This window comes from Nocardia sp. NPDC003999 (genome assembly GCF_053604885.1).
Genome location: NZ_JBSGIB010000004.1, coordinates 413,006 through 438,057, shown reverse-complemented (window position 1 = coordinate 438,057; position 25,052 = coordinate 413,006). Strand labels below are relative to the sequence as shown.

At 67.7% G+C, this 25,052-nt stretch carries 31 protein-coding genes; 17 read left to right on the top strand and 14 right to left on the bottom strand.

The features are described from left to right. Positions 1-155: 155 nt before the first annotated feature. Positions 156-314, top strand: a complete 159-nt coding sequence (locus ACWESM_RS12405; RefSeq protein WP_356962800.1) for a hypothetical protein — start codon at positions 156-158, stop codon at positions 312-314. A 21-nt stretch (positions 315-335) separates the two neighbouring features. Here ACWESM_RS12405 and ACWESM_RS12400 read toward each other — a convergent pair whose 3' ends face one another. The 5 genes from ACWESM_RS12400 to ACWESM_RS12380 form a co-directional block, all read right to left on the bottom strand. Beyond that, entirely contained in the window at positions 336-1,256 is a 921-nt protein-coding gene (locus ACWESM_RS12400; protein WP_397279509.1) for an adenylate/guanylate cyclase domain-containing protein, read from the bottom strand. Positions 1,257-1,610: 354 nt separating this feature from the next. Then, complete coding sequence (locus ACWESM_RS12395; RefSeq protein ID WP_355071593.1) at positions 1,611-2,372, bottom strand: ABC transporter permease; 762 nt, start codon at positions 2,370-2,372, stop codon at positions 1,611-1,613. Continuing rightward, the gene (locus ACWESM_RS12390; protein ID WP_364424617.1) at positions 2,372-3,316 is read right to left on the bottom strand and encodes an ABC transporter ATP-binding protein; all 945 of its coding nucleotides are present in this window, start codon (positions 3,314-3,316) and stop codon (positions 2,372-2,374) included. The genes ACWESM_RS12395 and ACWESM_RS12390 overlap by 1 nt, the downstream gene beginning before the upstream one ends. Before the next feature lie 91 nt (positions 3,317-3,407). After that, entirely contained in the window at positions 3,408-4,745 is a 1,338-nt protein-coding gene (locus ACWESM_RS12385; protein ID WP_452491714.1) for a tyrosine-type recombinase/integrase, read from the bottom strand. 40 nt (positions 4,746-4,785) lie between these two features. Beyond that, a complete protein-coding gene (locus ACWESM_RS12380; protein ID WP_452491713.1) occupies positions 4,786-5,352 on the bottom strand; it encodes a hypothetical protein in 567 nt (188 codons plus the stop codon). A gap of 108 nt (positions 5,353-5,460) precedes the next feature. Between ACWESM_RS12380 and ACWESM_RS12375 the strand changes: the two genes are divergently transcribed. The 12 genes from ACWESM_RS12375 (at position 5,461) to ACWESM_RS12320 (ending at position 16,261) form a co-directional block, all read left to right on the top strand. Then, complete coding sequence (locus tag ACWESM_RS12375) at positions 5,461-5,652, top strand: helix-turn-helix domain-containing protein (RefSeq protein WP_452491711.1); 192 nt, start codon at positions 5,461-5,463, stop codon at positions 5,650-5,652. A gap of 98 nt (positions 5,653-5,750) precedes the next feature. Beyond that, a complete protein-coding gene (locus ACWESM_RS12370) occupies positions 5,751-6,140 on the top strand; it encodes a hypothetical protein (protein ID WP_452491709.1) in 390 nt (129 codons plus the stop codon). Then, on the top strand, positions 6,137-6,487 hold the full coding sequence (locus ACWESM_RS12365; RefSeq protein WP_452491707.1) for a hypothetical protein: 351 nt from the start codon (positions 6,137-6,139) through the stop codon (positions 6,485-6,487). The genes ACWESM_RS12370 and ACWESM_RS12365 overlap by 4 nt, the downstream gene beginning before the upstream one ends. After that, entirely contained in the window at positions 6,484-6,726 is a 243-nt protein-coding gene (locus tag ACWESM_RS12360; protein ID WP_452491706.1) for a DUF6011 domain-containing protein, read from the top strand. The genes ACWESM_RS12365 and ACWESM_RS12360 overlap by 4 nt, the downstream gene beginning before the upstream one ends. Further along, positions 6,723-7,451: a bifunctional DNA primase/polymerase gene (locus tag ACWESM_RS12355; protein ID WP_452491704.1), complete on the top strand. Its 729-nt coding sequence runs from the start codon at positions 6,723-6,725 to the stop codon at positions 7,449-7,451. Before ACWESM_RS12360 ends, ACWESM_RS12355 begins: the two co-directional genes overlap by 4 nt. Further along, complete coding sequence (locus ACWESM_RS12350) at positions 7,448-9,097, top strand: DUF3631 domain-containing protein (RefSeq protein WP_452491702.1); 1,650 nt, start codon at positions 7,448-7,450, stop codon at positions 9,095-9,097. Before ACWESM_RS12355 ends, ACWESM_RS12350 begins: the two co-directional genes overlap by 4 nt. 40 nt (positions 9,098-9,137) lie before the next feature. Beyond that, positions 9,138-9,428, top strand: a complete 291-nt coding sequence (locus ACWESM_RS12345) for a hypothetical protein (protein ID WP_452491700.1) — start codon at positions 9,138-9,140, stop codon at positions 9,426-9,428. Between the two features lie 315 nt (positions 9,429-9,743). Continuing rightward, positions 9,744-13,919: a hypothetical protein gene (locus tag ACWESM_RS12340; RefSeq protein ID WP_452491698.1), complete on the top strand. Its 4,176-nt coding sequence runs from the start codon at positions 9,744-9,746 to the stop codon at positions 13,917-13,919. Between the two features lie 22 nt (positions 13,920-13,941). After that, on the top strand, positions 13,942-14,709 hold the full coding sequence (locus ACWESM_RS12335) for a hypothetical protein (RefSeq protein WP_452491697.1): 768 nt from the start codon (positions 13,942-13,944) through the stop codon (positions 14,707-14,709). Between the two features lie 354 nt (positions 14,710-15,063). Beyond that, positions 15,064-15,405, top strand: coding sequence for a hypothetical protein (locus tag ACWESM_RS12330; RefSeq protein ID WP_452491695.1), 342 nt, complete (start codon positions 15,064-15,066; stop codon positions 15,403-15,405). Next, positions 15,398-15,649: a hypothetical protein gene (locus tag ACWESM_RS12325; RefSeq protein WP_452491693.1), complete on the top strand. Its 252-nt coding sequence runs from the start codon at positions 15,398-15,400 to the stop codon at positions 15,647-15,649. The genes ACWESM_RS12330 and ACWESM_RS12325 overlap by 8 nt, the downstream gene beginning before the upstream one ends. Positions 15,650-15,829: 180 nt before the next feature. Further along, the gene (locus tag ACWESM_RS12320; protein ID WP_452491691.1) at positions 15,830-16,261 is read left to right on the top strand and encodes a hypothetical protein; all 432 of its coding nucleotides are present in this window, start codon (positions 15,830-15,832) and stop codon (positions 16,259-16,261) included. 309 nt (positions 16,262-16,570) lie between these two features. Here the strand turns inward: ACWESM_RS12320 and ACWESM_RS12315 are convergent, their stop codons facing one another. From ACWESM_RS12315 to ACWESM_RS12305, 3 genes are read right to left on the bottom strand one after another with little or no spacing between them, the layout of a single operon-like run. Then, a complete protein-coding gene (locus ACWESM_RS12315; protein WP_452491689.1) occupies positions 16,571-16,825 on the bottom strand; it encodes a hypothetical protein in 255 nt (84 codons plus the stop codon). Then, positions 16,812-17,009, bottom strand: coding sequence for a hypothetical protein (locus ACWESM_RS12310; RefSeq protein WP_452491687.1), 198 nt, complete (start codon positions 17,007-17,009; stop codon positions 16,812-16,814). Before ACWESM_RS12310 ends, ACWESM_RS12315 begins: the two co-directional genes overlap by 14 nt. After that, the gene (locus ACWESM_RS12305; protein ID WP_452491685.1) at positions 17,006-17,173 is read right to left on the bottom strand and encodes a hypothetical protein; all 168 of its coding nucleotides are present in this window, start codon (positions 17,171-17,173) and stop codon (positions 17,006-17,008) included. Before ACWESM_RS12305 ends, ACWESM_RS12310 begins: the two co-directional genes overlap by 4 nt. A gap of 184 nt (positions 17,174-17,357) precedes the next feature. Here ACWESM_RS12305 and ACWESM_RS12300 point away from each other — a divergent pair, with 184 nt between their 5' ends. Then, positions 17,358-18,101 carry a helix-turn-helix transcriptional regulator gene (locus ACWESM_RS12300; RefSeq protein WP_452491684.1) on the top strand — a complete coding sequence of 248 codons (744 nt, stop codon included), beginning with the start codon at positions 17,358-17,360 and terminating at the stop codon, positions 18,099-18,101. A 312-nt stretch (positions 18,102-18,413) separates the two neighbouring features. On the opposite strand, the gene ACWESM_RS12295 is transcribed toward ACWESM_RS12300, so the two are convergent. Further along, positions 18,414-18,668 (bottom strand): hypothetical protein, encoded by a 255-nt coding sequence (locus ACWESM_RS12295; protein ID WP_452491682.1) that lies wholly within the window; start codon positions 18,666-18,668, stop codon positions 18,414-18,416. Positions 18,669-18,789: 121 nt separating this feature from the next. Beyond that, on the bottom strand, positions 18,790-19,482 hold the full coding sequence (locus ACWESM_RS12290) for a MerR family transcriptional regulator (protein WP_452491794.1): 693 nt from the start codon (positions 19,480-19,482) through the stop codon (positions 18,790-18,792). Positions 19,483-19,566: 84 nt separating this feature from the next. Between ACWESM_RS12290 and ACWESM_RS12285 the strand changes: the two genes are divergently transcribed. Together ACWESM_RS12285 and ACWESM_RS12280 are read left to right on the top strand one after the other, a co-directional pair. Next, the gene (locus tag ACWESM_RS12285) at positions 19,567-20,034 is read left to right on the top strand and encodes a DUF6194 family protein (RefSeq protein WP_452491681.1); all 468 of its coding nucleotides are present in this window, start codon (positions 19,567-19,569) and stop codon (positions 20,032-20,034) included. A 272-nt stretch (positions 20,035-20,306) separates the two neighbouring features. Beyond that, positions 20,307-21,293, top strand: a complete 987-nt coding sequence (locus ACWESM_RS12280; RefSeq protein ID WP_452491679.1) for an aldo/keto reductase — start codon at positions 20,307-20,309, stop codon at positions 21,291-21,293. A gap of 187 nt (positions 21,294-21,480) precedes the next feature. On the opposite strand, the gene thiG is transcribed toward ACWESM_RS12280, so the two are convergent. Genes thiG through thiO form a run of 3 tightly spaced genes read right to left on the bottom strand, consistent with a single transcriptional unit; the run spans position 21,481 to position 23,547 of the window. Beyond that, on the bottom strand, positions 21,481-22,266 hold the full coding sequence (thiG, locus tag ACWESM_RS12275; RefSeq protein ID WP_355071586.1) for a thiazole synthase: 786 nt from the start codon (positions 22,264-22,266) through the stop codon (positions 21,481-21,483). Further along, positions 22,259-22,477 (bottom strand): sulfur carrier protein ThiS, encoded by a 219-nt coding sequence (thiS, locus tag ACWESM_RS12270; RefSeq protein ID WP_355071584.1) that lies wholly within the window; start codon positions 22,475-22,477, stop codon positions 22,259-22,261. The genes thiG and thiS overlap by 8 nt, the downstream gene beginning before the upstream one ends. Further along, on the bottom strand, positions 22,474-23,547 hold the full coding sequence (gene thiO / locus ACWESM_RS12265; RefSeq protein WP_452491677.1) for a glycine oxidase ThiO: 1,074 nt from the start codon (positions 23,545-23,547) through the stop codon (positions 22,474-22,476). Before thiO ends, thiS begins: the two co-directional genes overlap by 4 nt. Before the next feature lie 56 nt (positions 23,548-23,603). Between thiO and thiE the strand changes: the two genes are divergently transcribed. Continuing rightward, the gene (gene thiE, locus ACWESM_RS12260) at positions 23,604-24,302 is read left to right on the top strand and encodes a thiamine phosphate synthase (RefSeq protein ID WP_355071580.1); all 699 of its coding nucleotides are present in this window, start codon (positions 23,604-23,606) and stop codon (positions 24,300-24,302) included. A 9-nt stretch (positions 24,303-24,311) separates the two neighbouring features. On the opposite strand, the gene ACWESM_RS12255 is transcribed toward thiE, so the two are convergent. Continuing rightward, positions 24,312-25,004, bottom strand: coding sequence for an NUDIX hydrolase (locus tag ACWESM_RS12255; RefSeq protein WP_356963475.1), 693 nt, complete (start codon positions 25,002-25,004; stop codon positions 24,312-24,314). Between the last annotated feature and the right edge of the window lie 48 nt (positions 25,005-25,052).

Below are 25,052 nucleotides of genomic sequence, written 5' to 3'. Positions count from 1 at the left end.
ACCGTCAGGATGAGCCGCATGCCGCACCCGTGAAGTCCGCGTTCCGCGACCAGCATCACACCGGGGCCAGAAAAAAGCAAGCATGCGTGCTTGTTAATTGTCGCCCCGCCGCCCCGGCCACCGGGAGACCGAGCGGGCTGGAGCAAGATGGCACCGTGTCCAGCGACGTCACCGTGATCGTTCTGTTCGCCCTGGCGGGCTTCCTGCTCGGCGGCGTTTACACCACCTGGAGGACGGCCCGGCCGCTGTCCATCGCGCTCGCCGTCTGCGCCGCCCTCGCGGCGGGCGGCGCGCTGGCCTGGTGGCTCGGATAGATCGAGCGGAGAGGCAGCCGCTCAGCCCCTCGACAACCGGAAGATTCGCAGGTCCTCAGGGACACCGTTGAGTGGCGCCGCGAAGAAGCTGCGGCGATACGGCTTGGCCGCCAAGCCCAGCTCCGCCAGCGTCTCCGGCCGCAGCCCCTGGAGCGTGGCCTCCGACAGCATGGTGTTGCCGTTGCCGCCCGCCTCCATGACCCGGGCCGCGATGGTGACGTCCACCCCGAGCCAGTCGCCCCCGATCTCACGCGGGGAACCGGTGTGCAAACCGATCCGCATCTGCGGGGTATAGCCGCGCACCTGCACGTCGGCCAGGTTGCGCTTGGCGGTCACGGCGGCGCGCACCGCCCGGTCGGCCGAGGGGAACACCGCCATGACCCCGTCGCCCATGCGCTTGACCACGTGGCCGCCCCGCTCGGCGATCGGCGGCTCGATGGCCTTGGCCACCTTGCGCAGCAGTTCCAGGGTGGCCTCGTCACCGGCCGACAGCGACCAGCGCGAGAAGGCCACCAGATCGGTGAACATGACAGTTACTTCTTGGCTACCTTTACCGCGTCCCATCCGCTCCAGGGCGGCCTGCCAGACCTGCAAGGCGCCGAAGCCGATCTCCCGCGCGGCGCTCGGTGCGTCGCCGACCAGTTTGTCCGCCGCGCGCGCGACCGCTCGCGCCCCGCCGGGCCCGGAAACCGACAGCGGGTCGCCGAAAGCGGGATCACCCGGCAGCTGCTGCCGCGCCTTGCGCAGCACGCCGATCAGGTCCGCCCGCTGATTCGCCGCGTTCACCAGCGCGGATATCTGGGCACGCCGTAACCCGCCGGAACGGCGGGGAGCATCGCCCGGATCGGACGGCTCCAACGGAATGACCACCTCGGGCGGTACCCCTCCCTCGGCCTCCGGCCCCGACCCCGGCTCGGCGCCGCCGGAAGGTGTTTCATGCACGCCCCGAGGGTATCTCAGCCGATCCGACGTCGGCAGGTTACCGATCATCACCATGTGCCACCTCCGCTGCGAACCTCAGCGAGCACACCGTCGGGCCCGGCATTGGATAACGAGCTGGTTGCCGCACCGAGGCTACTCGGGCGAGAAGGAGTCTCGGAACCGGCAAGGGGCATAGTTTCCTCGATGTTCACACGCACGATCGGCCCGGCGCGAGGGTTCGCACCGGGCCGATCAGGGCACCGTCCGCCGGGCAGTGACGGGCGGTGGGGGGAGCGCCGGACCTCCCGACAAGGTCGGCGCACCGTCAACCCGAGTGGCGAGGGAAGGCGACTCGGGTCGTCAAGGGAGCTCGTCTCAAGCGTCGCGCTGGTTCACCACGACCAGCGACGCGCCGAAGACGATCGCGACGAAGACGGTGAAGTACAGCAGGCTGCCCCAGGGTCCCCAGTGCCAGTTGGCCGTGGACGGGGAGGCGCTCATGAAATGGTTCGCGTTCGCGAACGGCAGGAACGGGGTGACATTGCGTCCGAAGCTGCCGAACGCACCGAGCAGCCCCTCGATGAGCAGCGGCCACAGCACGATCAGCGAGATCGCGGCGGCGGATTGCCGCACCAGCACGCCGACGCCGACCGCGAGGACGACGCACAGGAACGCGTAGATCGGGATGGAGTAGACCTCGCGCCAGTCGGCCGCGCTGGACAGCGTGAGCGCCGCACCCGCGTCCGGCCCGCTGATCGCTTTCGCCACCACGTAGGCGACGAACGCCAAGGCGATGGTCAGCAGCGCGCCGTACACGCTGACCAGCCCGGCCTTGGTCAGGATGACCTTGGCCCGGTGCGGCGTCGCCTGGAACGTCGTCCGGATGATGCCGAAGCGGTATTCGCTGGTCACGGTCAGGGTGGCCATGATCATCAGGACCATCACGCCGAAACCGCTGATCCCGGCCACCGCGGTGGAGACCGTCAGGTCGATCGCGCCTTCCGTGCCGTAGGACGCGCGCGCCACCGAGGCGAGCAAGGCGGCCATGCCCAGCGCGAGGGCGACGACGATCGCCGAGCACCACCAGGGCGACCTGGTCGAGGTGAGCTTGATTCGTTCCGCTGCCAGCACGCCCATCAGAGCGCACCTCCCATCACCTGATCGAAGCCTTCGCCGTGGTACTCCACCGCGCCGCCGGTCATCCGCATGAACGCCTCTTCCAGCGACGCGCGCTGCGGGGCCAGCTCGAACAGCGTGATGCTGTTCTCGCCCGCGAGCTTGCCCACCGCGTCACTGGAGACGCCCGCCACCATGAGCGCGGGGCCGTCGGCACTCGCGCCGTCCTCCCTGACGGTCATGCCGTTGGAGGTGAGCACGCTGCGCAGCTGGTCGAGCTGCGGGCTGCGCACCCGGACCGTCTGCTCCGAGGCGCGTTCGATGAACTCCTGGGTGGTGGAATCCGAGATCAGCTTGCCGCGCCCGATCACAACCAGGTGCTCGGCGGTCTGCGCCATCTCCGACAGCAGATGACTGGAGACCAGCACCGTGCGGCCCTCGGCGGCCAGCCGCTGCATGAAGCGGCGGATCCACAGGATGCCCTCCGGATCGAGGCCGTTCACCGGTTCGTCGAACAGCAGCACCTCCGGGTCGCCCAGCAGCGCGCCGGCCAGGCCGAGCCGCTGCGACATGCCGAGCGAGAAGCCGCCCGCCGACTTGCCCGCAACCTCGGACAGGCCGACCAGCCGCAGCACCTCCTCCACCCGGGACTTGGCGATGTCGTTGGAGGCGGCCATCCACTCCAGATGAGCCCGCGCCGACCGGTTCGGATGCACCCACTTGGCGTCCAGCAGCGCCCCGACGGTGCGCAGCGGATGGTCCAGCTCGTGGTACGGCCTGCCTTTGATCAAGGCGGTGCCCGCGGTGGGCTTGTCCAAGCCGAGGATCATGCGCATGGTGGTCGATTTACCCGCGCCGTTCGGTCCGAGGAACCCCGTTACCTGCCCGGGGCGAACGGTGAAGGTCAGATCCTGCACCGCTACGGTCTGCCCGTAGTGCTTGGTGAGGCCTTTCAGCTCGATCATGCCGCCCAGCATTCCGCAAATCGCGGGCGCGCGCGTCGGTAATTAGTGCCGAGTTGGATCATCCTCGAGGATGACGCGACCTGAGCCGCGATCATGCTACGAACTGGGCTTTTTCCCGCTCGTAGGCGCTGTGCATGTCACAAGATGTCACAAGCGGTCCGAAAACCTGTTCCCATGCAGCAGCCGCGGACTGCCGGAACTCCTCGTCCGCGTCGATATAGACACCCGTGACCGGTGAGGCGACCGAGCCTTGCGCCTCGTGTCCGAGCCATGCACCGACGTGGTGCGGTCCGATGCCCGGCTGAAGCGCGAGCTGCGTCCCGCACGTCTTCCGCGCCTTGTGCAACGTCAGGTACAGAACGGGGAGACTCTTCACCAGCGCAGACCACCGCTCGTATGGATATCCGCCGGACACCGCCTGTCCGGTGCGCTCGTTGACCACAACGTGGGTAGGTGGACCGCCGTCGACACCCCACCGTCGACCGGAGGCAAGGTGCCGCTCCCGCTGCCACCGCAGCACCAGCTTCAGCGCCGCGATAGCGGTCGGCGGCAGGGGGAGTTCACGCTCGGACGCCTCCGACTTCACTGTGTCGACGCGCGTCCCGGGCTCGTCCTTGGGGCGTTTCTTCGCGCTGATCCTGTTGCTCTTGCGCTGCTCGATCACCCAGCACCGACCCGCCTCGAAGTCGATGCGATCCCACCGGAGTCCGCCGATCTCGCCCTTGCGCAAGCCCAGGAACGCCAGCACACACAGAATGAACAGGTTCAGGCTGCGGGCAATGGCCCCTGCCAGAATCGTTGACACCTCGTCGACCTCGCCGATGAGGAACGTCTCCCGTGTCGGCGCCGAAGCGGCGGGCACCGATGCCGAGCGCTTCTTGAATCGAGGAACCAGGGCCGCGTGATTCGCCTCGAGGAACCCCTCGTCGCGTAGGCCCTGCAACACCGATTCGAGGCGCGACAGCATCTTGTTGACCAGGGTCGCGCTCCATGCCTTCCGCCTGTTCCCGGCCGGGCTGAGGTAGGGGAACGTGCCCGCGTGAAGCTGATGCGCGAGCTGGGCTATCTGCGTCTTGTGCAGCCTCCGGACGGGCAGGGTGCCGTGGGCATCCTTCACTGGTTGGAGCAGATCGAGGTAGATGGTCACCGTGTCGATGTCCGCCGACTGGACTTCCGCCCACTCGTCGATTGCCTCGGCGACGGTGAACCGCGCGGGCCGCCCGGTGAGGCTGCCGCGGGCCGATTTCAGCGAGTGTTTCGCGTCGTACTCGATGGCCGCGGACTCGTCGTAGAACGTCACCACGTCCCATAGCGGCTTGTTCGTGTGCGGGTCAATGCCCGCGCGGCCACGGAACACCCATCGTTCAGGTGCGCGTGGTCCGGCCGGTTTGTAGGTGATGCTGGACGGGAGTTTTTTCTTGCGCCCCAAAGTGATTCACCATCCTGCGGTCCGTGTCTTAAATCCTGATCTAGTCACCGTCATGTACAGGCCACCCATTGGCCCGAAACTGCTCTCGCATCTCGTCGAGCCGGTTTTTCGCTGCGCGCATAGCCTCAAGAGCTTCCGGGGCAAACTGCGCATCTACAGCTTGTCGCGCGGTGCTGGTCACGGCTTCTTTCAGGCGTTCGTACTCGCGCGCTGCGGATATCCGGCTGTTCGTGCTCTTCTCGGTAAGGGGTACGTCCGCAATGTCTCGAGCAGTTATTTCCCCCGAAAACCATTGCGCCGCAGTAACGCTCGTAGTTCCGAACCCGGGCCACACTTCGACCTCCCCATCTGGCAACTCTGGGTAGATCAATTGGACCGGCGGCACTCCGAGCGTCGCTGCGAGGACAATCAGCTCGGCGAGCGTCACCGTCTTCTTCCGGCCGAGCTCCAAGTCACTGATCTGCGCTTTCGTCAGCGCGTAGCCGTACCGGGCCGAGCGATCGGCGAGCTTCGCTGCCGATGCCTTCGGCGTCTCGGCCTCCCGGAGGGCCTTCACGGACTGGCCCACCCGCAGGGCAAGGGCGGCATCCCATGTAGATGTCGTCATGGATACGACATTACTCGTCTGTCTTGCGTTGTCCATACGAGTTCGTGCACACTCGTAGCTACGACGACGAACATGCAGAGTTTGTCGTACTAGATACGAAGGAATGAGATGGAGCAGACCGCCCAGCTTCACCCAGTCCCGGCCGCCTGCAAACGGCTCGGCATCGGTCGGAGCCTGCTGTACGAACTCATGGATTCGGGGGATCTGCGCTCGGTGAAGATCGGCCGGCGCCGCCTTGTCCCGGAGTCCGCCCTCGCCGAGTTCATCGATCGGCTGGCCCAGGGCTCGGACGCCGCCTGATGTCGAACAGTCCCCGAAACGATGAGGGCCCGGAAGCGGCGGTGGGCGCCGCTATCCGGACCGAAACACCGACCCTTCACCACAAAGGAAGTGCATCGATGAATATACCGTTCCCCGGCCCGTCCGTGGCAGCTGCCGTCGGCATGGGCCACGTCGCCGAACAGGACCGCGAGCTCGGCCAGTTCGCGCGATCGGTCAACCACAAGGTCAAGCGAGCCATCGCCGAGTCCGGCCTGTCCATCCCGACCGTCAGCACGCTGACCGAGATCGCGGAGGACCGACTCCGCGTCTGCTTGGACGGCAAAAAGCCGTGGCTGATCGAGGAGGTCGGACTCATCGGCATCCATCTCGGCGTCAGCGTCCTGAGCTTGCTGATCGGCCCCACCTTCGCCGAGGAGGTCGAACTCGCGCTCAGCGAGGTGGAACCTGCGGAGCTTCCCGAGCAGCGGCTCGACGGCGACTGCTCCGCGCGGGAGGTGCAGGCATGACCCCGACACCGGATCGCTTCCTGATCGTCGGCGACGACGGATTGCCGCGCAGCGTCGTCGACCTCGCCGACATGCAGGCGCACTCGACCCGGCTCATGTACCAGATGGCCGCCGTCGCAAGCGATAACGACGCACTCGACCGCATCGGCACCGAATGGGCGGAAGCCCTGGATCCCGATTTCTTCGGCTACGTCGCCGCGGGCGCGCTGTCGCTGATGGTGCGCAACGTCCTGGACCCGCTGTTGCAGGTGCTCGACACGCTCTCACCGTCGCTCGGTGCCGACCTACGGGCGAAGTTGGTCGAGAGCCGCGACCACGCCGAGCGGACTCTCGGAGGTGGCCGTTGAGCGACCACGAAATGACCCAAGGCGCGACCGGTTCGGTCGCGCCTTCGGGCGTGCACACGGAGTTGTACGAGGACAAGGCGGACGCGGCGGTTCTCGCCGCTGCCCGTGAGCGCGGATTCCGGCTCGCGGTCCGCTGCAACCGGTGCGGGCAATGGGTTGTCGCCGCGGAATCCGTTGCGTGGCACCTGGGCCCGGTTTGCCGCCGCAAGCTCGCGATCGAGAAGGGGGAAGCCGCGTGACCGTGGAAGCTCTCCCCCTGGAATACGCGCTGGCCTACGCCCGCGCGGGGTTGTCGGTGCTGCCGCTGGCCCCGCGCGGGAAGCTCCCCGCCTGCGCGCACGGCAAGGACGACGCCACCACCGACCCGGAGGTAATCCGGGCGTGGTGGCACCAGAACCCGCGCTACAACGTCGGCATCCGCCCCTCCGACACCACAGTGGTGCTCGACATCGACCCGCGATCAGGCGGAACCCTCGAACAGCTGGGAGAGGTCCCGGAGACGTGGACCGCCCACACCGGCGGGGGCGGCTGGCACTTGTGGTTCCGATACCAGGGCCGCTGCCGGGGCAAGCTCGCCGACGCTACGGGAATCGACATCAAGGGCAACGCCGGATATCTAGTAGTCGCGCCGAGCATGCACCCGTCGGGGCGGCGGTACGAGTGGGCAAACAAAGCCCGTATCGCGCCGCTGCCTGATCACCTGGTGGAGCGGGTGGCCTATCCGGTGCGCCAGCAGTACCGGGCCCGGCCGTCCAGCGACCGGAACGAAGGACTCATTCGCACCGTGGCCACGGCTGCCCCGGGGAACCGGAACCAGGCGCTGTTCTGGGCCGCGTGCCGCGCATTCGAGCAGGGCGCCGACCCGGGCCTGATGGACCTGCTACGCGCCGCGGCCGCCACGGCGGGGCTCAGCGCCCCCGAGATCGAGCGGACCTTGATGTCCGCAGAACGGAGACGTGCATGAGCAACGGACTCGACTTCTCACATGCGACTGAAGGCTTCCCCGGCCCGGATCTCCCTGAACCGCCCGCCCACTGCCCGGCGCACCACCGGATCCAGGGTGGCTGTCCCGACTGCCGTGCTCTCTACGACCAGCAGGTTGCTCGACAGCGCAACCGCGGAATCGATACTCCGAAACCGGTCTCCGGTGAATCCGGCGCAAGTGGCGAAACTGGAGACACGAAGCCGCCGGTTTCTCCGGCTCCGCCAGATTCTCCGGTTTCTCCAAAGCGGGGCAGGGAACCGATTCCTGCGGTGATCGACGGTGCCGCACTGCTCGACGACGTGCGAGCCGCGTTCCGGAAGTTCTGCGTCTTCCCCTCGGCGCACGCGGAGGTAGCCGTTGTGTTGTGGACTGTCACCACGCATTTGACGCCCTGCTTCGAATACGCGCCGCGCCTGGTTGCCCGGTCACCGGAGAAGCGCTCCGGTAAATCGCGCCTGCTCGAGGTCTGCGATCCCTTGGTGTATGAGCCGTTGCGGGCGGTGAATGCGACTGTCGCCTACATCTTCCGGTCGCTGGATGCCGATCCACCGCCCACCTTGCTGTTCGATGAAGTCGACACAATTTTCGGGTCCAAGAAAGTCGCCGAGCAGAACGAGGACCTGCGAGGACTGCTCAATGCAGGGTTTCAGCGGGGCCTGCCATTCGGGCGAACGGTGGGACCTAATCACCTGCCGATGACGTTCGAGACATTCGCGATGGCAGCACTCGCGGGCATCGGCCGGATGCCCGACACCATCGAAGACCGAGCCGTCGTCGTGGTGATGCGTCGTCGGAAGCCATCGGAGACTGTGGCACCGTATCGGACCCGCCGCGATCGCCCGCCGCTGGAAAAACTGCGCATGCGTATCGCGGAATGGGCCGCGGGCGTGAGCGAATCCCTCCTTGGATACGAGCCGGAGAACCTCGGCGTTGAGGACCGTGCCGCTGATGTCTGGGAGCCGCTGGTTTCGGTGGCGGATATGGCGGGGGGCGAATGGCCCCGAATGGCGCGGCGAGCGGCGAAGGTGATGGTCGAAGAAGCCGGGGCCGATGACGAAGCATCGTCGTCGAACGTCCAGCTGCTCGCCGACATCAGGTCCGTGTTCGCGGAGATGCACGTGTCGTTTCTGAAGTCAGCTGTGCTGTGCGACCAGCTTCACCAGATCGAAGAGTCGCCATGGAAGCAGTTCGAACTGACCCCCTCGAAGCTCGGCCACCGCCTGCGCGAGTACGGGATCAAAACCGGCCACAACACGGCGAAGACCGAGCGCGGATACCGGGTCGAAGACTTCCGCGACGCGTTCGAACGCTACCTGTCCGGCCCTATGGCGTCCGAAGGCGTCCAATCCCGTCCAAATGGCTCTGACCAGCAGGAACGGCGGGACGCCTTGAACTCTCCGGACGCCTTGAAGGCGTCCGGGATTTCTAAGGTGTCCAACGGAAATCGCAGGTCAGACACCATGGGGACGCCATTGGACGCCTTCGGACGGCCTACCGCCGAGAACTGTGCCGAATGTGGGTTCGATGGCGTCCCCGAAGGGGAGACGATGCACCACGACTGCAAGCGGAAGTTCGCCTTGCAGCAGCAGCGCGACGGGGGGTGGTCGACGGATGCACCTAGATGATCGTGAAGCTCGCGTAGCGTTCTCCTGGCTGGACTACGCGATGGTCCGCCGCAACCTTGCCCGCGAACCGATCCCGCCCGCCCTCGCCCAACTCATGCACCGCCTCGAGGCGGAGATCCGCGACACGACACCGCGCGAGACCTCCGACATGATCGGAGTGCGCGCAGCCTCCCGAATCCTCTGTTGTGCCGAACGTCACGTGCGCCGCCTCGCCCCGGAAATTGGCGGCACCGTGATATCCGGGCGCTGGGTATTCGACCGAGAAAAGGTCGAAGAATTCGCGCGCACCCCACGTGTCCGCCGATACCGGAAATGTCCGCGAACGGACTGAATTCTGTATGAAAATGTGCCGCATCGATACCGTCGGAATTGCCCACCTTGGCAGCAGGGAGTTTCGGGTTAGGTCGGCGGGTAGACGGTTCACAGGGAGATTGAGGTCGATCATTTCCCTGTGAACCGTTCCCGCAATAGATGCGGGACGGTGAATCGGAATGCACGGAGATCCACGGGACTATCTGATAGACGGCTGTGTCGCATTCTTGCGCGAACTGTCCGAACCCGAATTCGAACTGATCCTTCTGCGTGCACGCCCCCCGGAACCAGACCCTGACGACGGCACTGTTGCGCCGATCGGACGGCGCGCCGCATGACCGCGCCCGGCAACGCCGTGGAACTAGCCGTGGCCTACGTGTCCGTGGTCCCGGAAACTTCGAAGATCGCCCGGGGCATCAAGGACGCCATTCGCGGCGGCCAGTTGTACGCGAATCGCAACCCGATCAACATCAAGGCCAACGTCGATGTCTCCCACATCGGTGGGGTAGAGATCCCCGCCCTGGTGGACACGACGCGGTTCGACGCTGGGATCCGTGACGCGCTGCGCGAGGCGCAAACCTACGCCACCGCGCACCCGATCGACATCCGTGCGAACGTCGACGTCTCCCACGTCGGCAACGTCGCGGTCGATGTGGTCCCGGACTTCGGCGACTTCGGCGACCGCATGTCGGTGGGGTTGGCGATCGCGCAGGCCAGCCACAACTGGACGGTCAACGTGGGAGTGGATGTCGACGGCGCCGGCGCGCTCGCGCAAATGTCGTCGGTCCACGCTGCCCTGCAAGGGATGGCGTCCCCGATCCATCAAGAGGTCAACGTCGATGTCGACCGCCGCGGCGGAGCGGCGACGGTGGGGTCTCTCGTGTCCGGTCTGGGGTCGGTCGGTGCGGCCGCCGGAGGACTGTCCGCCGTAGCGGCTGGTATCGCCGCGATCGGTGGCGCCGCGGGTGCCGCTGTGGGTGCGGTTGGGACGCTCGGTGTCGGGTTGGCCAGCATGGGGCCCGCGGCGGCCGCTGGTATCGCGACCGTCGCCGTCGGTATGCAAGGCGTAGGGGATGCGTTCAAAGCACTGTCCGCCGCGGAGGACGCCGCGGGCAGCGACATGGCTGCGCAGGCGAAAGCCGTGTCCGCGGCCAACGATCAGCTCGAGTCCGCGATCGAAGGTGTCGCCACCGCGCAACGCTCGCAAGCCGACGCGGTGAAGGACGCGAAGGATGCGCACCAGGACATCGCCCGCGCCTACAAGGACGCCGCCGACGAGCTCGAGGACTACCAGTTCAAGCTGAAGGACGCCGCCCTGTCGGAGCAGGAGGCGGCGCTCGCGGTCCGGGAAGCCCGCGACGAGTTGGCGAAGGCCAAACCCGAGGACCGGGAGAAGGCGGCGCTTCGGTTGCAGCGCGCCGAACTGCGCTACCAGGAAGCCGTCGAGAAGAACAAAGACACCCAGGAGCAGGCGAACGACGCATTCCAGAAGGGTGTCGAGGGCTCGGACAAGGTGGTCGCCGCCAAGGACAAGGCAGCGAAGGCTGATGAGCGGGTCGCTGAAGCGGACCGTGCGGTGGAGAAGGCGCACGCTCAGGTCGCGAAGGCACAGCAGGCGGTAACGGATGCGATGAACTCCGGTTCCTCCGCCCAGGACAAAGCCGCGCAAGCGTTGGCGAAGCTGTCGCCCGCGGCGCAAGCGGCCGTTCTCGCCACCCGCGACCTCGCGCCCATGTGGAAGGACCTCAAGAACGCCACCCAGGACGCGCTGTTCGCCGACGCCGCCCAGGGCATCACCGAGCTCGCGACCGCAGCCATGCCCACGTTGAAAGCGGGCATGGTCGACGTCGCCGCCAGCATGAACGGGCTGACCAAGCAGTTCGCGGCGTTCTGGGCCGCACCGGAGAACCTCGCCGGTGTACAGGCAGCGTTCGCTGGTGCCTCCAACTTCATCGACGGACTCGGCCCCGGCCTACAGCAAGCCACCCAAGGGTTCCTGTCCCTCGGGCAGGCATTCGAACCGGTCGCCAACCAAGTCGGTGCCCAGCTCGGCGGAATGCTCGGGCAGATCGGGCAGGCGTTCACGACCACGTTCCAGAACGGGGAACTGACGCAGCTCATCTCAACGTTCGGTGACACCCTCCAAGGGCTGGGTGAAGGTCTGAACCCGTTGATCCAGGGCCTGATCCAGATGGGCAACATCGTCGGCCCCACCCTGGGGCCGCTGTTCAAGACCCTGGGGGAGTCCCTGGGCGCGCTCGGCCCCTCCCTCGGACAGCTGGGGGCGACGTTCTCCACCACGCTGACCGCGCTACTGCCGGACCTGTCGAAGTTCATCGACGCACTCGCCAAAGGCCTCGAACCCGTCCTACCCGTGATCGGTGACCTACTTCAGTCGATGATGACCGCGCTCACCCCGCTCATCGGACCACTGTCGCAGATCGCTCAAGTCGTGGGAACCGCCCTCTCCCAAGCGATTACAGCGCTCGCCCCATCCATCGGGCCGATCGGTGACGCGTTCGCGTCCCTGTTCACCGCCATATCGCCGATCCTGCCCGTCCTCGCCGAGATCGCCTCGGGGATCCTGCAAGCGTTGGCGCCCGCGCTGACAACGGTCTTCGATGCGCTCGCACCGGTGATCAAACAGTGGGGCGACCTGCTGGTGCCAGCGTTCAAACAGTTGCAGCCGATCCTCGCCGACGTCGCCACGACACTCGGCAACGCGCTCGCCGACGCCCTGGTGCAGATCTCCCCCTACATCCCCGACATGGCGAAGGCGTTCACCGATCTGGTGATGGCGTTCACCCCGCTGTTGCCGGAACTGGCTCGGCTCGTCGCCGACCTTCTGCCGCCGATGCTGGACCTGTTCGTCTCGATACTGCCGCAGGTCATCGACTTGACCAAGGCGTTTACCTGGTTGGCGAACAACGTCATCGTCCCGATCCTGATCCCCGCGATCAGGGGAATGTCGGAGTACCTGACCGACCAGTTGGAAAGCGTCTCGAAGGCCATCACCACCGCCCGCGACTTCTGGGGCGGAGCACTGGACAAGATGGGCAGCTTCTTCCGTGGTCTCGGCGACACCGTCGCGCAGATCTGGGACGGGATCGTCCGCAGCGTCGCCATCGGCGTGCGCTCGATTGGTGAGATCCTCCAGAAGGCAGGCGATTCCCCGATCCCGTTCCCCGGCCGCGGCAAAGCCGCCGAATACGGCAGCTCCCTCACCGAGTGGGCTAACGCGCACATGGCCGCTGGCGGCCTACTGAGTGGACCAGGTACCGGTACCAGCGATTCTATGCTGGTCGCTGCCTCCACCGGGGAGTACATCGTCAACGCCAGCGCCACGGCCGCGAACCTGCCCCTGCTCGAGGCGATCAACGCCGGATGGATCCCCACCGCGGAATTCCTGCACGGCATGATCCCCGGCTTCCGCGAAGGCGGCCTCGTACCGGGTAAGGCATTCGCCCAGAGCATGGACTCCGCCACCTACCTCATGGGCGGCTACAACCGGCAGCAAATCGACTGTTCCGGCATCGTCTCCGCTGTCGTCAACGACGCCCTCGGCCTGGACCCGTTCTCGCCGCGCATGTCCACCGTCAACGAAGGCCAATGGCTCGCGGCCAAGGGCGCGAAACCCGGACTCGGCCCGGCCGGTTCGATCAACATCGGCTGGTTCGACCACGGTGGCGGCGCGAACGGGCACACCGCCCTCACCCTCGGCGACGGAACCAACGTCGAATCCAACAGCAGCGACGGTGTCGTCATCGGCGGCCCCGTCGGCGCCACCCACAAGATGTTCGACAAGCACATGCACATCCCGCCGGAACTGCTGCGCGGCGGCGACCTCGGCACCTCTGGGGGTAGCGGCGCCACCAAGGGCGGCCGCCCCGGCAAGCTCGGCGGCTCCGCAGGCACTGGCGGGACCGGGACCGGCAGCGGCGCAACCGGTGCGGGTGCTGACGCGTCGGGCACCGACGCCGCGGGAGCTACCCCGGTGCTGGTCACCAACTGGCCCCCGCAGCTGTCCGTGGGCGGGCCCGCCACCACCGGCCTGGCGCCCGATGAACTGTCGACGGCAACCTACGGTCCAGCCGCGACCGCACCCACCACCACACCGAGCACGGTGGCACCGAACGCAGGCGCCGACAGCAAGCACCCCCTTGCAGGTCTGCCGATCCCCGGCGTCGGCAAGCTGTTCGACGGACCCGCACCCTGGTACCTCGCCCCCACCCCGGAGCAGGCACTCGCCAACCTCGGCAGCCAAGCCGCCGGCCTCGCCCAGCGCACCGGCAGCGACTTCCAAAGCCTCATCCAGAACAACTGGAAAGAGATGCTCGACACCGGCCTCGCCGTAGCAGGAATGGGCATGTCTGGTGGCCTCGGCGGCGGAATGCCACCCATGACCGTCATCAACAACGGCATGGACCCCCACAGCGCCGCGGCCGCAGTAGAACGCGTCGTCCGCCGACGCACCCTCGCAACCCAACGATCCGGCGGCTTCGGCCGGTAACCCCCTAGAAAGGAACCCCCGCATGTCCATGATGATCGACCCCGAAGACCGCGAGTTCATGCACGAGCTTCGCGACCTCGTCCGCAGCGAAGTCACCAAGTTCAACAAGGACACCCGCTACAGCGCCGACGGACGCCGCAACCTCATCGCCGCAACATGGCTCGCAGCCCGCAAAGCCAGCGAGGAAGCGTACGAGAAGTTCGCCGCCGACGCCCGCGTCCGCCACCGCGAGATCGAACGCAAACTCTTCGGCCCCGGCAGCAAAGACCACGCCGCAATCATGTCCTGGCGCGACGCCTGCGACCGCGCCGACCAGATCAACGGCCAAGACAACTGCCAGCGCATGTTCGAACGCGCCTGCATCGCCGAAGACACCATGCTCGCCAAAGCCATCATGCAACGCGCTGTCCGCCACGGCTGGAACGACGTCATCGACAGCGCAAGCAAGCACATGCCCGGCCAAGCCGACCTCGTACAGGACTGGCTGTCCACCCCCAGCGACGAAGCACTCGACAAGCTCAAGAGCCTCGTCTACCGAGTGCCACGCCCCGACGAACTGGGCAGCGCAAGCGACGAGCAGGTGAAGCTGTGGGCATCCCAAGCCCCCGGCGAACTCCCACCCGAGCAGCGCAACCAGACCAGCCTCGGCCTCGCCGTGTTCAACCTCGACGGACCCGGAAGCAACGGACCCGACCACGCCGCAGCCGCACGCGACGAAGCCACAGCGAACGCACAGGCAGCCAACGACGCGTTCGTCCGCGCAGCCCACGCCGGTGCAACCGTCGCCTGACCCGCTCGAGGCATACGGACCAGGCGCGTACACGCGACACAGGACGCGCCTGGTACCGGCCCCGCGCACCGCCCTGTGCTGTATCCTCAGACCAGGCAGTCAGCGGGGTAATCCATACCCGCGCAAGCCGATTCAGGGCCGCCACGGACCAGTCAGACCCCCTGGGGGAGGACTCCGGATGGCGGCCAGCCCGCCCCCCCTTGGCATAGACGCTCCGGCTGGCTGCACTGCACCCGGAATCATCGCCCCAGGTCAGGGGCATTCCCCGTTCCCCAGCCTGTCCAGCCGATCCCCGAGCCTCGGCGTATCCGCTGGTCAGAGACGGTTATTCGTTACATCAGGAGGTGAGAGCGTATGCCGCGCATGAAGCCGTCCACCGCGCTGCGTAAGCGGATGGATGCGGCCCTGGGGCCCGGTATGGACTGGACAGAGCAGGAGCTCGAGCTGTTGACCCTCGCCGGCCGGGCCGCGGACCGCGTCGAGATCGTGCAAGCCCAGTTCGACCGCGAACTGTCCCGCGACGAACCGCGACCCATGCACGTGGTTCGCCTCTCGGCGGAGCTGCGTGCACTGGAGCGAGCGCAGGCCGATCTGGTCGCGCGGTTGAACCCCGTCGGTGAGGGCCCGGCGAAGTCCGAGCGGCATGTCCGGGCAGCGCTGGTGCGTTGGGATCGGGAGAGGGCACGTCATGGCTAGGAAGCGACCCGAACCGTTCGGGCTGCCACCGGTACCCGCCGAAGCGCTGGCGCTGGCGAACGCGGACGGCCGGTTCCACCGCGGTGGTTACGTGGAAGACGAACCGCGACACACGCTGATGATGGCGGAGTGGCGGCGCTGGTGCGAGCTGCGTCGAGCGTGGGCGGAACAGGTAGGTATCCCGCGGGGCCGCGCGGTAGCGCAGTGGCGATCAGCGGTCGCCGAAGCCAAGCGGCAACGGTGAAGCCCATGTACGCTTTGAGTCTGCGATCAGCCAGCGCGAAAGCCCTGGTAGAGCCCGGTTATTCGTTACACCGGGGTTTGGGGGCGGGACTCCCTCGCGGGCCATTCGCCCCCCTCGCCATAGGCAAACCCTCCCCCCGAACACCCCCCTCCCCCCTCCACTGAGATCAGGTGATTGCTGATGGCTGCCGAACCTCTGCGGGTCGTCGCTGATGGTGAGCGCGTCCCGGAACCTCTTGGCCTGCTCGAGGCTGTGAAGTCGGGCGATGTGCTGGCGATCATGAAGGCGCAACGGCAGATCATCGCGGAGTCGCTGGTGTCTGCTCAGGAGAACACGCGCCCGCAGTACAGCAACGAGCTGAACAAGCTGAACAAGTTGATTGCTGAGGAGGAGGAGCGGCGGGGGATCGAGTCGGGTGGGATGGCTGGCCATGTTCCGGCGGAGTTGCGTGATCCTGCGGTGTGGGCGTCGCGGGAGGAGTGGATGCAGGCGCGGGAGGAGTGGATTGAGGCGGGGAATCGGTGGCCTGGTGGTGAGGTGGCGGAGTTCGCCGGGGTGTTGGAGGTGTTGCGGGCTGCTCCGGATGAGCCGTTCGATTGGGGCGCGATCTGACGGTGGCGACCGTTACAAATGTTGTGCCCGTTGGAACCGAGGGACATCCAGTCCCCCGGATGCTTGGAGGGTCCTCTTACGGCGAAACCGGGGTACTCGTTGTCGAGTACCCCGGTTTTCTAGCTCCCCGCGACCCGGCTTCCGTCACGTGACGTAACCAGGACGTCAGCTTACCTCCGCGCGCAAGTGTCTAGCGCAGGTAGCGGTTGATCTGGCTGCCGTCGCGGCCGTTGTCGTCGCGATCGACGGCTTCGTTCCAGTTGTCGCTGGAGGCGCCGTCGGGTCCCGGCTGCTGTACTTCCACCATGGTTACACCTCCTCTCTCGGTTGTCGGGGCAGGAAGTCTCGGTAGCGCGGATCGGAGATGACGCGCCGTCCCGGCTTGGTGATCCGCCATGTCCGCGTGCCGGGGAAGTGGCGCGCCCAACCGAGGTAGGACAGCGATTGCAGGGTCGCCTGCGTGGCGTCCCTGGAGAGGCCGACGAGCAGGGCGAGCTGCCGAACGGTGAGCGATTGACGGGCGAGGGCGGCAAGCACCTTGGCTTGGGGTTCACTCAGCGCCATCGGCCTGACCGGTACTCCCGTCCGCCGCGCTGCGCTCCCGGAGGTACCGCTGCGCGGACAGCTTCCGCGGGCACGGCGGTTCACAGCTCGCGTGGATCTTCAGCAGGCCGCGCGCGTGCCGCTCGTCGACGGGCATGTTGCTGTCGGTGCAGTGGTCCTGCACCCAGGAGTGCCGTGTCGTCACCGCTCGCCCTCGTGCTCGATGCGGTCCATGACCTCACGGAACGGCACCCGCTCGTCGGGGTCGCCGCCGAGCTCGAGTAGCCACGGGAGCACCCAGAACAGCAGGATGAGTAAGCCGCCTACAGCGGCCAAGACGATCAGGGTGACGGCGAGGTCCGTTGGCATTCCGGTTGCCCCCTTCGGTGTGGTGTGGTTGGCAGGCGCCCGACGCCGGGGATTCGGGGGTTCACCCGACGCCGGGGCCACTTTCAGAGTCAGCCGACGGGCCTTGACGCCGCGATGACGGAACCGGCGTCAATGCGCCTCTATTCAGGGCGACATTTAGGCGTCAGAGGGCTACCGTGGCGACATGGCTTCGGCACCGAACACGGCTCTCCGCGCGGCCCGGAACGCGCGTCTGATGAGCCAAGACGATCTCGCGCGGGCACTCCGGGAGGCAGGGTGCGCCAGCGCTACGAAACGCCTTGTGCAGCGGTGGGAGTCAGGGCTCACCGCCAACCCGCGACCGTCGCACGCGCGGGCCCTGGAGAAGGTCATGCGCCTACCGATCGAGTCACTCGGTTTCGGTGCGGTGATGGCCGGCCGGGACCTGTCCGGCGGCGAGGACGGAACCGAGGTCGACTCCGCCATCGGGGAGGTGGCGACGGCACAGTTCGCCACCGCGCGACGACCGAGGACACCGGGCAACTACTCCGGCATCTGGCTGTCGCGGTATGAGTACTACTCGTCCGGCCGGGACGCGACGTTCACCGCGGTGCACCACGTCGTCGTGCTGCAACACGACAACCGCCTGACCGTGCGCAGTCTGCCGAACTCGGCGCAGTCGTCCCTGGAGATGGACCTCACGGTGGACGGGCATGTCGCGACGGGCACATGGAGCGAGCACACCGCCCAGGACGGTTACTACCGCGGCGCGTACTACCACGGGGCGATTCAACTGCTGATCGAGTTGACCGGTGCGCGGATGGCGGGGAAGTGGGTCGGGTTCGGCAAGAGCTTCGAGATCAACTCCGGCCCGTGGGAACTGGTGTTGCAGGACTCCTCGACGTCCAAGGCGGCTATCGACGCGTACGACCGTCCGCCGGAGGTCTGATCATATTGTCGACGCCGACAAAATGACTGGTCAGCCAGGTTGCCGACGCCGACAACCTGGTCCCTACGTCGCTCCGCGCCCAACTGGAGAAAGTGCGGAAATTCCGCACTTTCTAGGTCATAGCGATGTGGGCACCGCAGCGGGGGGGATCCGAGCATGTCACTAACTTGTCACAATCCCGGACGTACGGGCATGTCCGGGAGAGTCCGCCAAGGTCCATAACCCCAGTTCACCGGACGTCCCCGTACGGACTCGCACCCACCTGGACGCCCTTTCGTCATCCTCGAGGATGAGGACAGGAAACAGGATCCCTTAAGGGTCGAGGCCGAAGTCGCAACGGCCGAGTAGTTCGGCGGCGACGCGCAGCAGCGGAGCGATGTAACCGGGGATCGCACTCGGATCGCGCAGCGCCGCCGATGTTCGAACGAAGGTGAGAAGTTCGGCCCCGACCAAGATCCAAGGCGGCACCGTTCGAGCGATGTGCGCGGCGATCAACGGCGGACCCACCAGCGCCCTCGCGTAGCCCGGATCTCCTGCGGCAATCCGGTACTGCGAGTCGAACAGCACGTGCCGGTGGCCGTCGGCTTGTCGCCGAACATCGCGCGGCCGAGTTGCGTAAGCGGGCCCCGAGGGAGCACCTCGATCGGCGGATACATCCGGTCGAGCAGAACCACAGGATCACAGGCGTTTACACCGCGAGGGCGAACACGGCGGCGAGCGCGGCGGCCGCGTCGAGCAGGGCGCGGGAGCGAGCCGTGATGCTCGCGTCCCGGGCCGCCAGCGCCGCCTCGACGTCCTCGGATCGGTGGCCACGCGGCAGGTCGGGCATCAAGGTCTTGAGCGTGTCGACGCGGTATCCGGCCCTGCGGAGCTGATGAACGATGCGGGCATCCCGAACTTGGGCGGGAGAGTACTGCCGCGTGCGCTGCGTGGTCGCGCGATCCGGGACGACGAGTCCCTCCGCGTCCCAATGCCGCAGTGTCGACGGGCGCACGCCCAGCGCGGCGGCGAGTTCGGCAACGCTCATCGCATCGGAAGGGCGCACGTCGGCGATCGGCTCGGCGGAGATCACCTCCGCCGCCCGCTTGGCGAGTGCCAGATCGGTGCGTTCCCGGTCCAGCCGGGCATGTGCCGCGTCGAGCAGGGCCAGTACCTGAGGTGGCGGTCCCTCGTGGACGGCGCGAACGATGCGCTTGGCCTCGACGGGGCCGACGCCCGCCGCCAGCGCTCGATAGGCGAGTGCGGAACGCACATGCACCTCGCCGTACCTGCGGTAGCCGGTCGCAGTGCGTACCGCCGTCGGCAGCACACCGTCGCGTTCGAGGTTGCGGATCTGCTGCACGGAGTACCCGGCCCGCAGCGCCACATCGGCCGTGCGCATCGTGGAGTTGCGACTTGTCACGCTATTTGCCATGCGTCTCCTGCTCGAAGTCTCCACATGCACCTTAATGAAACGCTGGAATACGTGACCATCGACGACATCATCGGCTTCGTCTCCGCCCTCGACGGAGTCCTCACCCTCAGCCCCGGCCCTGGCGACGGCTCACCGGAGATCAGCTGGGGCGATACTTTCTTCTACTACTCACCGGACGGCGTGATACCCAAGGCGACCCAGCCCTTCGCGACGATCGTGACGAAGAACTATCCCGGCGACGAAAGTTCGGACTTGGACCGCCCAGATGCGTTCCGCGTCAACATCGCCGCCGGAAAAGAAGCCTTCACCCACTGGACCGGCCACACTCCCCGCGAACGATCCGCCCCCGACAATCCGAGCACAACCGATACGGTGATCCCCCACCCGGTCTACGCATCCGCCGCCTGGCTGGCAGTCATCAACCCCGGCCCCCGAACCACCGCCCCCACCCGCACCCTCCTCCGCACCGCCTACGACCTCGCCCGCTCCCGCCACGAACGCCGCCCAGCTCGGTCCTAGCGGACCGCGAGTGGCACATGGTTGCGGTAAAGCGCGAGAGAACTCTCCACCATGTGCCACTCGCGGCAATCGTTACGGGCGTTCAGCTATCCGGTCGCTCGACCGGAACAGGACAACATAACCGATCTTGTCCTATGCGAGAGGTGCTGCGGCACACAAATTTTCATCGATCAGGATCCTATGCGCGGAATCCGGGCCGTTCGCTGTTGACATGGAGCGCGCTCCAGCACCTAGCGTCGGGGCCGATGAATTCGAGTGCAGGAGGTAGCAGGATGGACGACATTTCGAGTCGGCAGCTCGGTGGGCTGACGGTTTCCGCGCAGGGCCTGGGGTGCATGGGTATGAGTCACGGCTACGGCGCCGCGGACGACGAGCAGTCGATCGCGACGCTGCACCATGCCCTCGACCTGGGGGTCACCTTGTTGGACACCGCCGACTTCTACGGCGCGGGGCACAACGAGGAGCTGATCGGGCGGGCCGTCGCAGGGCGGCGAGACGAGGTGGTGCTCGCCACGAAATTCGGCTTCGCCAACCGCTTGGGCGAGCCCACGCACATCCGCGGCGACGCGGCCTACGTGCGGCAGGCATGCGAGGCATCGCTGCACAGGCTGGGCGTCGACCACATCGACCTCTACTACCTGCACCGGGTGGACCCGCAGGTGCCGATCGAGGAGACCGTCGGCGCGATGGCCGAACTGGTACAGGCCGGGAAGGTCCGGCACCTCGGGCTGTCGGAGGCGGGCGCGGACACCATTCGGCGCGCGCACGCGGTGCATCCGATCGCCGCGTTGCAGAGCGAGTGGTCGTTGTGGACGCGTGATCTGGAGGCGGAGATCCTCTCGGTCTGCCGTGAACTCGGCATCGGCCTGGTCCCCTTCTCGCCGCTCGGGCGCGGATTCCTGACCGGACGGTACAACTCGGTGGAAGGCCTGGCGGACAACGACGTGCGGCGCAGCCAGCCTCGCTTCGCCGACGGCAACCTCGAACGGAACCTGGCGATCGTCGCCGGGCTGAACGAGCTGGCCGCGGCGAAAGGTGTCACCGCGGGCCAGCTCGCGTTGGCCTGGGTGCAGCACCGGGGCGAGGACGTGGTGCCGATTCCCGGCACCAGGCGGCAACGGTACCTGGAGGAGAACCTCGCAGCGCTGACCATCGAACTGTCCGCCGACGACCTCGCCGCCATCGAGGCCGCCGCCCCGCCGGAGCAAGTGGCGGGCGACCGCTACGACGCGACGAACCTCACCTTCGTCAACGGCTGAGGCCCGAACCCAGCGCGCCCGGACTCGCCCCACCGAGTGATGGCAGGCACCTGCTAGACCCGCTTCCGTCAACGGCTGGATCCGGGGGCGACTGGGCCGCCATCGTTCGCCGACGGAGTGAGGGCCGAGCACGCGATTCCGAAAGCCGTCATCGACGTCCCGAGCCTCTGGACTCGAGCCCGACGCCTCACAGCCCCGGGGACGATGCCTGGGCCCAGAAGCGCTTCGGGATGCGCCCGGCCAAGCGCGCGGTGTATCCGGCGCGCACCGCGTCCGCCATCGCCGCGGCCATCAACTCGGGGCGCTTCGCCCTGGTGACGGCGGTGGCCAGCAACACCGCGGAGCAGCCGAGTTCCATGGCGAGGGCGGCGTCGCTCGCGGTGCCGATGCCCGCATCCAGGATGACCGGCACCTTCGCGTCGGCGACGATCATCTCGATGTTGTGCGGGTTGCCGATGCCGAGGCCGGTGCCGATGGGCGCGCCCAGCGGCATCACCGCCACGCAACCCGTCTCCTCCAGACGGCGAGCCAGGACCGGGTCGTCGTTGGTGTAGGGCAACACGACGAAGCCGTCGTCGACGAGTTGTTCCGCGGCGGTGAGCAGTTCGACGGGGTCCGGCAGCAGGGTGCGCTCGTCGGCGACCACCTCGAGTTTCACCCAGTTGGTGTCAAGCGCCTCACGCGCCAGCTGCGCGGTGAGCACCGCCTCGGCCGCGGTGCGACAGCCCGCCGTGTTCGGCAGCGGCGCGATGTCCAGACGTTTCAGCAGGTCGAGCACACCAGTGCCGCCCGCGGCGTCGATGCGCCGCATGGCCACGGTGGTCAACTCGGTGCCGGAGGCGATCAGCGCTTCCTCCAGCACGGCGAGGTTCTCCGCGCCGCCGGTGCCCATGATCAGGCGGGAACCGAACTCCCGGTCCGCGATCCGCAGCGGGGCGTCGGCCCGCGCGGATGCCGTCGCAGCCTCAGCCACCTTGAACCGCCGTCAGCACCTCGATCTGCCAGCCGCGCCCGACCGGTTCGTCCCAGCGCGACTTGGGGAACACGGCTCCGTCCACCGCGAGCGCGACACCCCGGCACGGCAGTCCGAGGCGCTCCAGCAACTCGCGCACGGTGAGCGGCTCGGCGAACTCGTGCTCGTCGCCGTTCACCGTGACACCGATGGGGACGGATGACAGCGTCATCGAATTCCTCCTACAGTCGTCGAAAAGCGTTGCGGGTCGGCTACTTCCGCTTCGGGCAGCATTGCCCCGCCGAGCAGGCTCGCCACCGCGTCCACCGTGAGCGGCAGGGTCAGCATGCCGTTGCGGCCGTGCCCGGTGGCCGCGACGATGCGGTCGGTGAGCCGGCCGATCAGCGGCAGGTTGTCCGGGCTGCCCGGCCGGGAACCGGCGCTCGCTTCGGCGAGTTCGTATTCGCCGATGCCGGGGAAGACCGCCTCCGCGTCGGCGATCAGGTCGCGGACGCCGGCGACGGTGACCGCGGTGTCGAAACCCGCCTCGTACTGCGTGGCGCCGACGACGATTCCGTCGGCGCGCGGCACCAGGTAGACCGCGCGCCCGTGCACTCTGGCTCGGATCACCCGGCGCGGCGCGGGCGCGACGCCGGGCCGTTGCCGCAGGCGCAGGATCTCGCCCTTCACCGGGCGAACCGGCAGCTCCGGCCACAATGCCGCCGACGCGGCTCCCGCGGCGAGCACGACTTGGTCGTGCGGAAGTTCCGTCAGCGAGTCTACGGACTCGGCGCGCACCACGACGCCGGCCGCTTCGGCGGCTCGCCGCAGCGCGGCGACCAGCTTGCGGTTGTCGATCGCGGGTTCGGCGGGTGCGAGCAGCGCGGCGCGCACCGTCCTGGCCAGGCCGGGTTCCCGCTCACGCACTCCAGCGCGGTCCAGCAGGCGCAGCTCGTGCCCGCGTCCGCCGACCCAATCGGCCACCGTGCGCAGGTCGGCCACGTCGGCCGCGTCCAGCGCGACGGTCATGGTCTCGTCCGCCACGAAAACCGAGACGCCGGTCGCGTCCGCCAGCCGGGCGGCGAATTCCGGCCAGCGGGCCAGCGACGCTGCGCCGAATTCGAGCACCCGATCCTCGCCGGGCCAGCCTTCCGACAGCGGTGCGAGCATGCCCCCGGCCACCCAGGAGGCCCCGGTGGCGACAGCCGGATCGAACAGGGTGGCCGACCAACCGGCCTCGGCGGCCCGCCAGGCCACGGCGAGCCCCACGGCGCCGCCACCGACGACGGCCAGAGTCCGCATCCGATCCACCTGCCTCCTGTTTCGCATCCCACGGTAGCGCGGCTACGGTCGAAGGCGTGCAACCCTCCCACCCCAATCGACCCGCCTCGCCGCGGGAGCGTCTGACGAACGCGCGGCTGTACCTGTGCACCGACGCTCGCCGGGAGAAGGGCGATCTGGCCAAGTTCGCCGAGGCCGCGTTCGCAGGCGGAGTCGACATCATCCAGCTCAGGGACAAAGGATCACCGGGCGAGGCCGAGTTCGGCCCGCTGGAGGCCAGGGCCGAGCTCGGCGCGCTGGCCGAACTGAAGGCCGCCGCGCGCAGGCACGGCGGGCTGGTCGCGGTGAACGACCGCGCCGACATCGCCCTCGCCGCCACCGCCGACGTGCTGCACCTCGGCCAAGGCGACCTGCCGCCCTGGTACGCGCGCCGAATCCTCGGGCCCGACGTGGTGATCGGACGATCCACGCACAATCGCGCGCAGGCCGGGCTCGCCGCGATCGATGAGCACATCGATTACTTCTGCACCGGCCCCATCTGGGCGACCCCGACCAAACCCGGCAGGCAGGCGGCGGGCCCCGAACTGGTTCGCTCCACCGCGGACGCCCATCCCACCCGGCCCTGGTTCGCGATCGGCGGGATCAACGCCGAGAACCTGGCGCAGGTGCTGGAAGCCGGGGCGAAGCGGGTCGTCGTGGTGCGCGCGATCACCGAGGCACGCGATCCGGAAGCCGCGGCGCGTGAGCTGAAAACGGCGCTACTGGCGAACGCGTGAGCGCCGCGGTCAGGAAAGCACCTGTCCGCGGGTGAACGAAAGCGCGGTCTCCACCGCCGTGTTCCCGTTCGACGCGGGCTCCGCGGCCTGCACGCCCGGCTCGTCGACGATCCTGGCGTAGTCGCCCGGACCGGCCGGATCCGAATGCAGCCAAACGAAACCGAGGTCGGCGAGGTCGAGCGTGCGCGGCAGGGCGGCGGCGACGGCTCGATCGTCGCCGAGTTCGGCGAGCAGCACCCGCGCCGGTGCGGCGCGCAGAGTGGGCCAGGACGCGGCGAAACCGGGATGCAGCGGGCGGGCGTCGACGTCGTCCTCGGGAACCCAGGCCAATTCGGTGCTCTCGCGGTTGCCGGTGGTCGGCAGCGTCATCACCGCGTCGGCGACGACCGTGGTGTAGGTCCAGCCGCTCAGGGCCGACGCTGTCACCCGCTCGCCGCGCACCCGGACGTCGGCCGGGTCGATGCCCGCCTCTTCCCACGCCTCGCGGACCGCCGCGTGCACGGGCGTCTCGTGACTGTCCCGCGCGCCGCCGGGCAACGCCCAGGTCCCGCCTTGATGACTCCACGGCGCGCGGTGTTGCAGCAGCACCGCCGAACCGCCATCGGCCAGCGGAGCGCGCAGCAGCAGTCCGGCGGCGCCGAAGCGCCCCCAGTGCCGCAATCCGTCCGGGCCACGCGACCAACCGTCACCGTCACCACGCATGTCGTACCCATCCTCGTCCAGCCGCGGGCAGCGCCTCACCGCCGTCTC

Coding starts and splice junctions, on each gene's coding strand:
- ACWESM_RS12395 (WP_355071593.1), bottom strand. CDS start 2,372: ATGGGCGTGCTGGCAGCGGAACGAATCAAGCTCACCTCGACCAGGTCG.
- ACWESM_RS12390 (WP_364424617.1), bottom strand. CDS start 3,316: ATGATCGAGCTGAAAGGCCTCACCAAGCACTACGGGCAGACCGTAGCG.
- ACWESM_RS12380 (WP_452491713.1), bottom strand. CDS start 5,352: ATGACGACATCTACATGGGATGCCGCCCTTGCCCTGCGGGTGGGCCAG.
- ACWESM_RS12375 (WP_452491711.1), top strand. CDS start 5,461: ATGGAGCAGACCGCCCAGCTTCACCCAGTCCCGGCCGCCTGCAAACGG.
- ACWESM_RS12370 (WP_452491709.1), top strand. CDS start 5,751: ATGAATATACCGTTCCCCGGCCCGTCCGTGGCAGCTGCCGTCGGCATG.
- ACWESM_RS12365 (WP_452491707.1), top strand. CDS start 6,137: ATGACCCCGACACCGGATCGCTTCCTGATCGTCGGCGACGACGGATTG.
- ACWESM_RS12350 (WP_452491702.1), top strand. CDS start 7,448: ATGAGCAACGGACTCGACTTCTCACATGCGACTGAAGGCTTCCCCGGC.
- ACWESM_RS12345 (WP_452491700.1), top strand. CDS start 9,138: ATGGTCCGCCGCAACCTTGCCCGCGAACCGATCCCGCCCGCCCTCGCC.
- ACWESM_RS12340 (WP_452491698.1), top strand. CDS start 9,744: ATGACCGCGCCCGGCAACGCCGTGGAACTAGCCGTGGCCTACGTGTCC.
- ACWESM_RS12335 (WP_452491697.1), top strand. CDS start 13,942: ATGTCCATGATGATCGACCCCGAAGACCGCGAGTTCATGCACGAGCTT.
- ACWESM_RS12330 (WP_452491695.1), top strand. CDS start 15,064: ATGCCGCGCATGAAGCCGTCCACCGCGCTGCGTAAGCGGATGGATGCG.
- ACWESM_RS12325 (WP_452491693.1), top strand. CDS start 15,398: ATGGCTAGGAAGCGACCCGAACCGTTCGGGCTGCCACCGGTACCCGCC.
- ACWESM_RS12320 (WP_452491691.1), top strand. CDS start 15,830: ATGGCTGCCGAACCTCTGCGGGTCGTCGCTGATGGTGAGCGCGTCCCG.
- ACWESM_RS12315 (WP_452491689.1), bottom strand. CDS start 16,825: ATGGCGCTGAGTGAACCCCAAGCCAAGGTGCTTGCCGCCCTCGCCCGT.
- ACWESM_RS12305 (WP_452491685.1), bottom strand. CDS start 17,173: ATGCCAACGGACCTCGCCGTCACCCTGATCGTCTTGGCCGCTGTAGGC.
- ACWESM_RS12300 (WP_452491684.1), top strand. CDS start 17,358: ATGGCTTCGGCACCGAACACGGCTCTCCGCGCGGCCCGGAACGCGCGT.
- ACWESM_RS12290 (WP_452491794.1), bottom strand. CDS start 19,482: ATGCGCACGGCCGATGTGGCGCTGCGGGCCGGGTACTCCGTGCAGCAG.
- ACWESM_RS12280 (WP_452491679.1), top strand. CDS start 20,307: ATGGACGACATTTCGAGTCGGCAGCTCGGTGGGCTGACGGTTTCCGCG.
- thiS (WP_355071584.1), bottom strand. CDS start 22,477: ATGACGCTGTCATCCGTCCCCATCGGTGTCACGGTGAACGGCGACGAG.
- thiO (WP_452491677.1), bottom strand. CDS start 23,547: ATGCGGACTCTGGCCGTCGTCGGTGGCGGCGCCGTGGGGCTCGCCGTG.
- ACWESM_RS12255 (WP_356963475.1), bottom strand. CDS start 25,004: ATGCGTGGTGACGGTGACGGTTGGTCGCGTGGCCCGGACGGATTGCGG.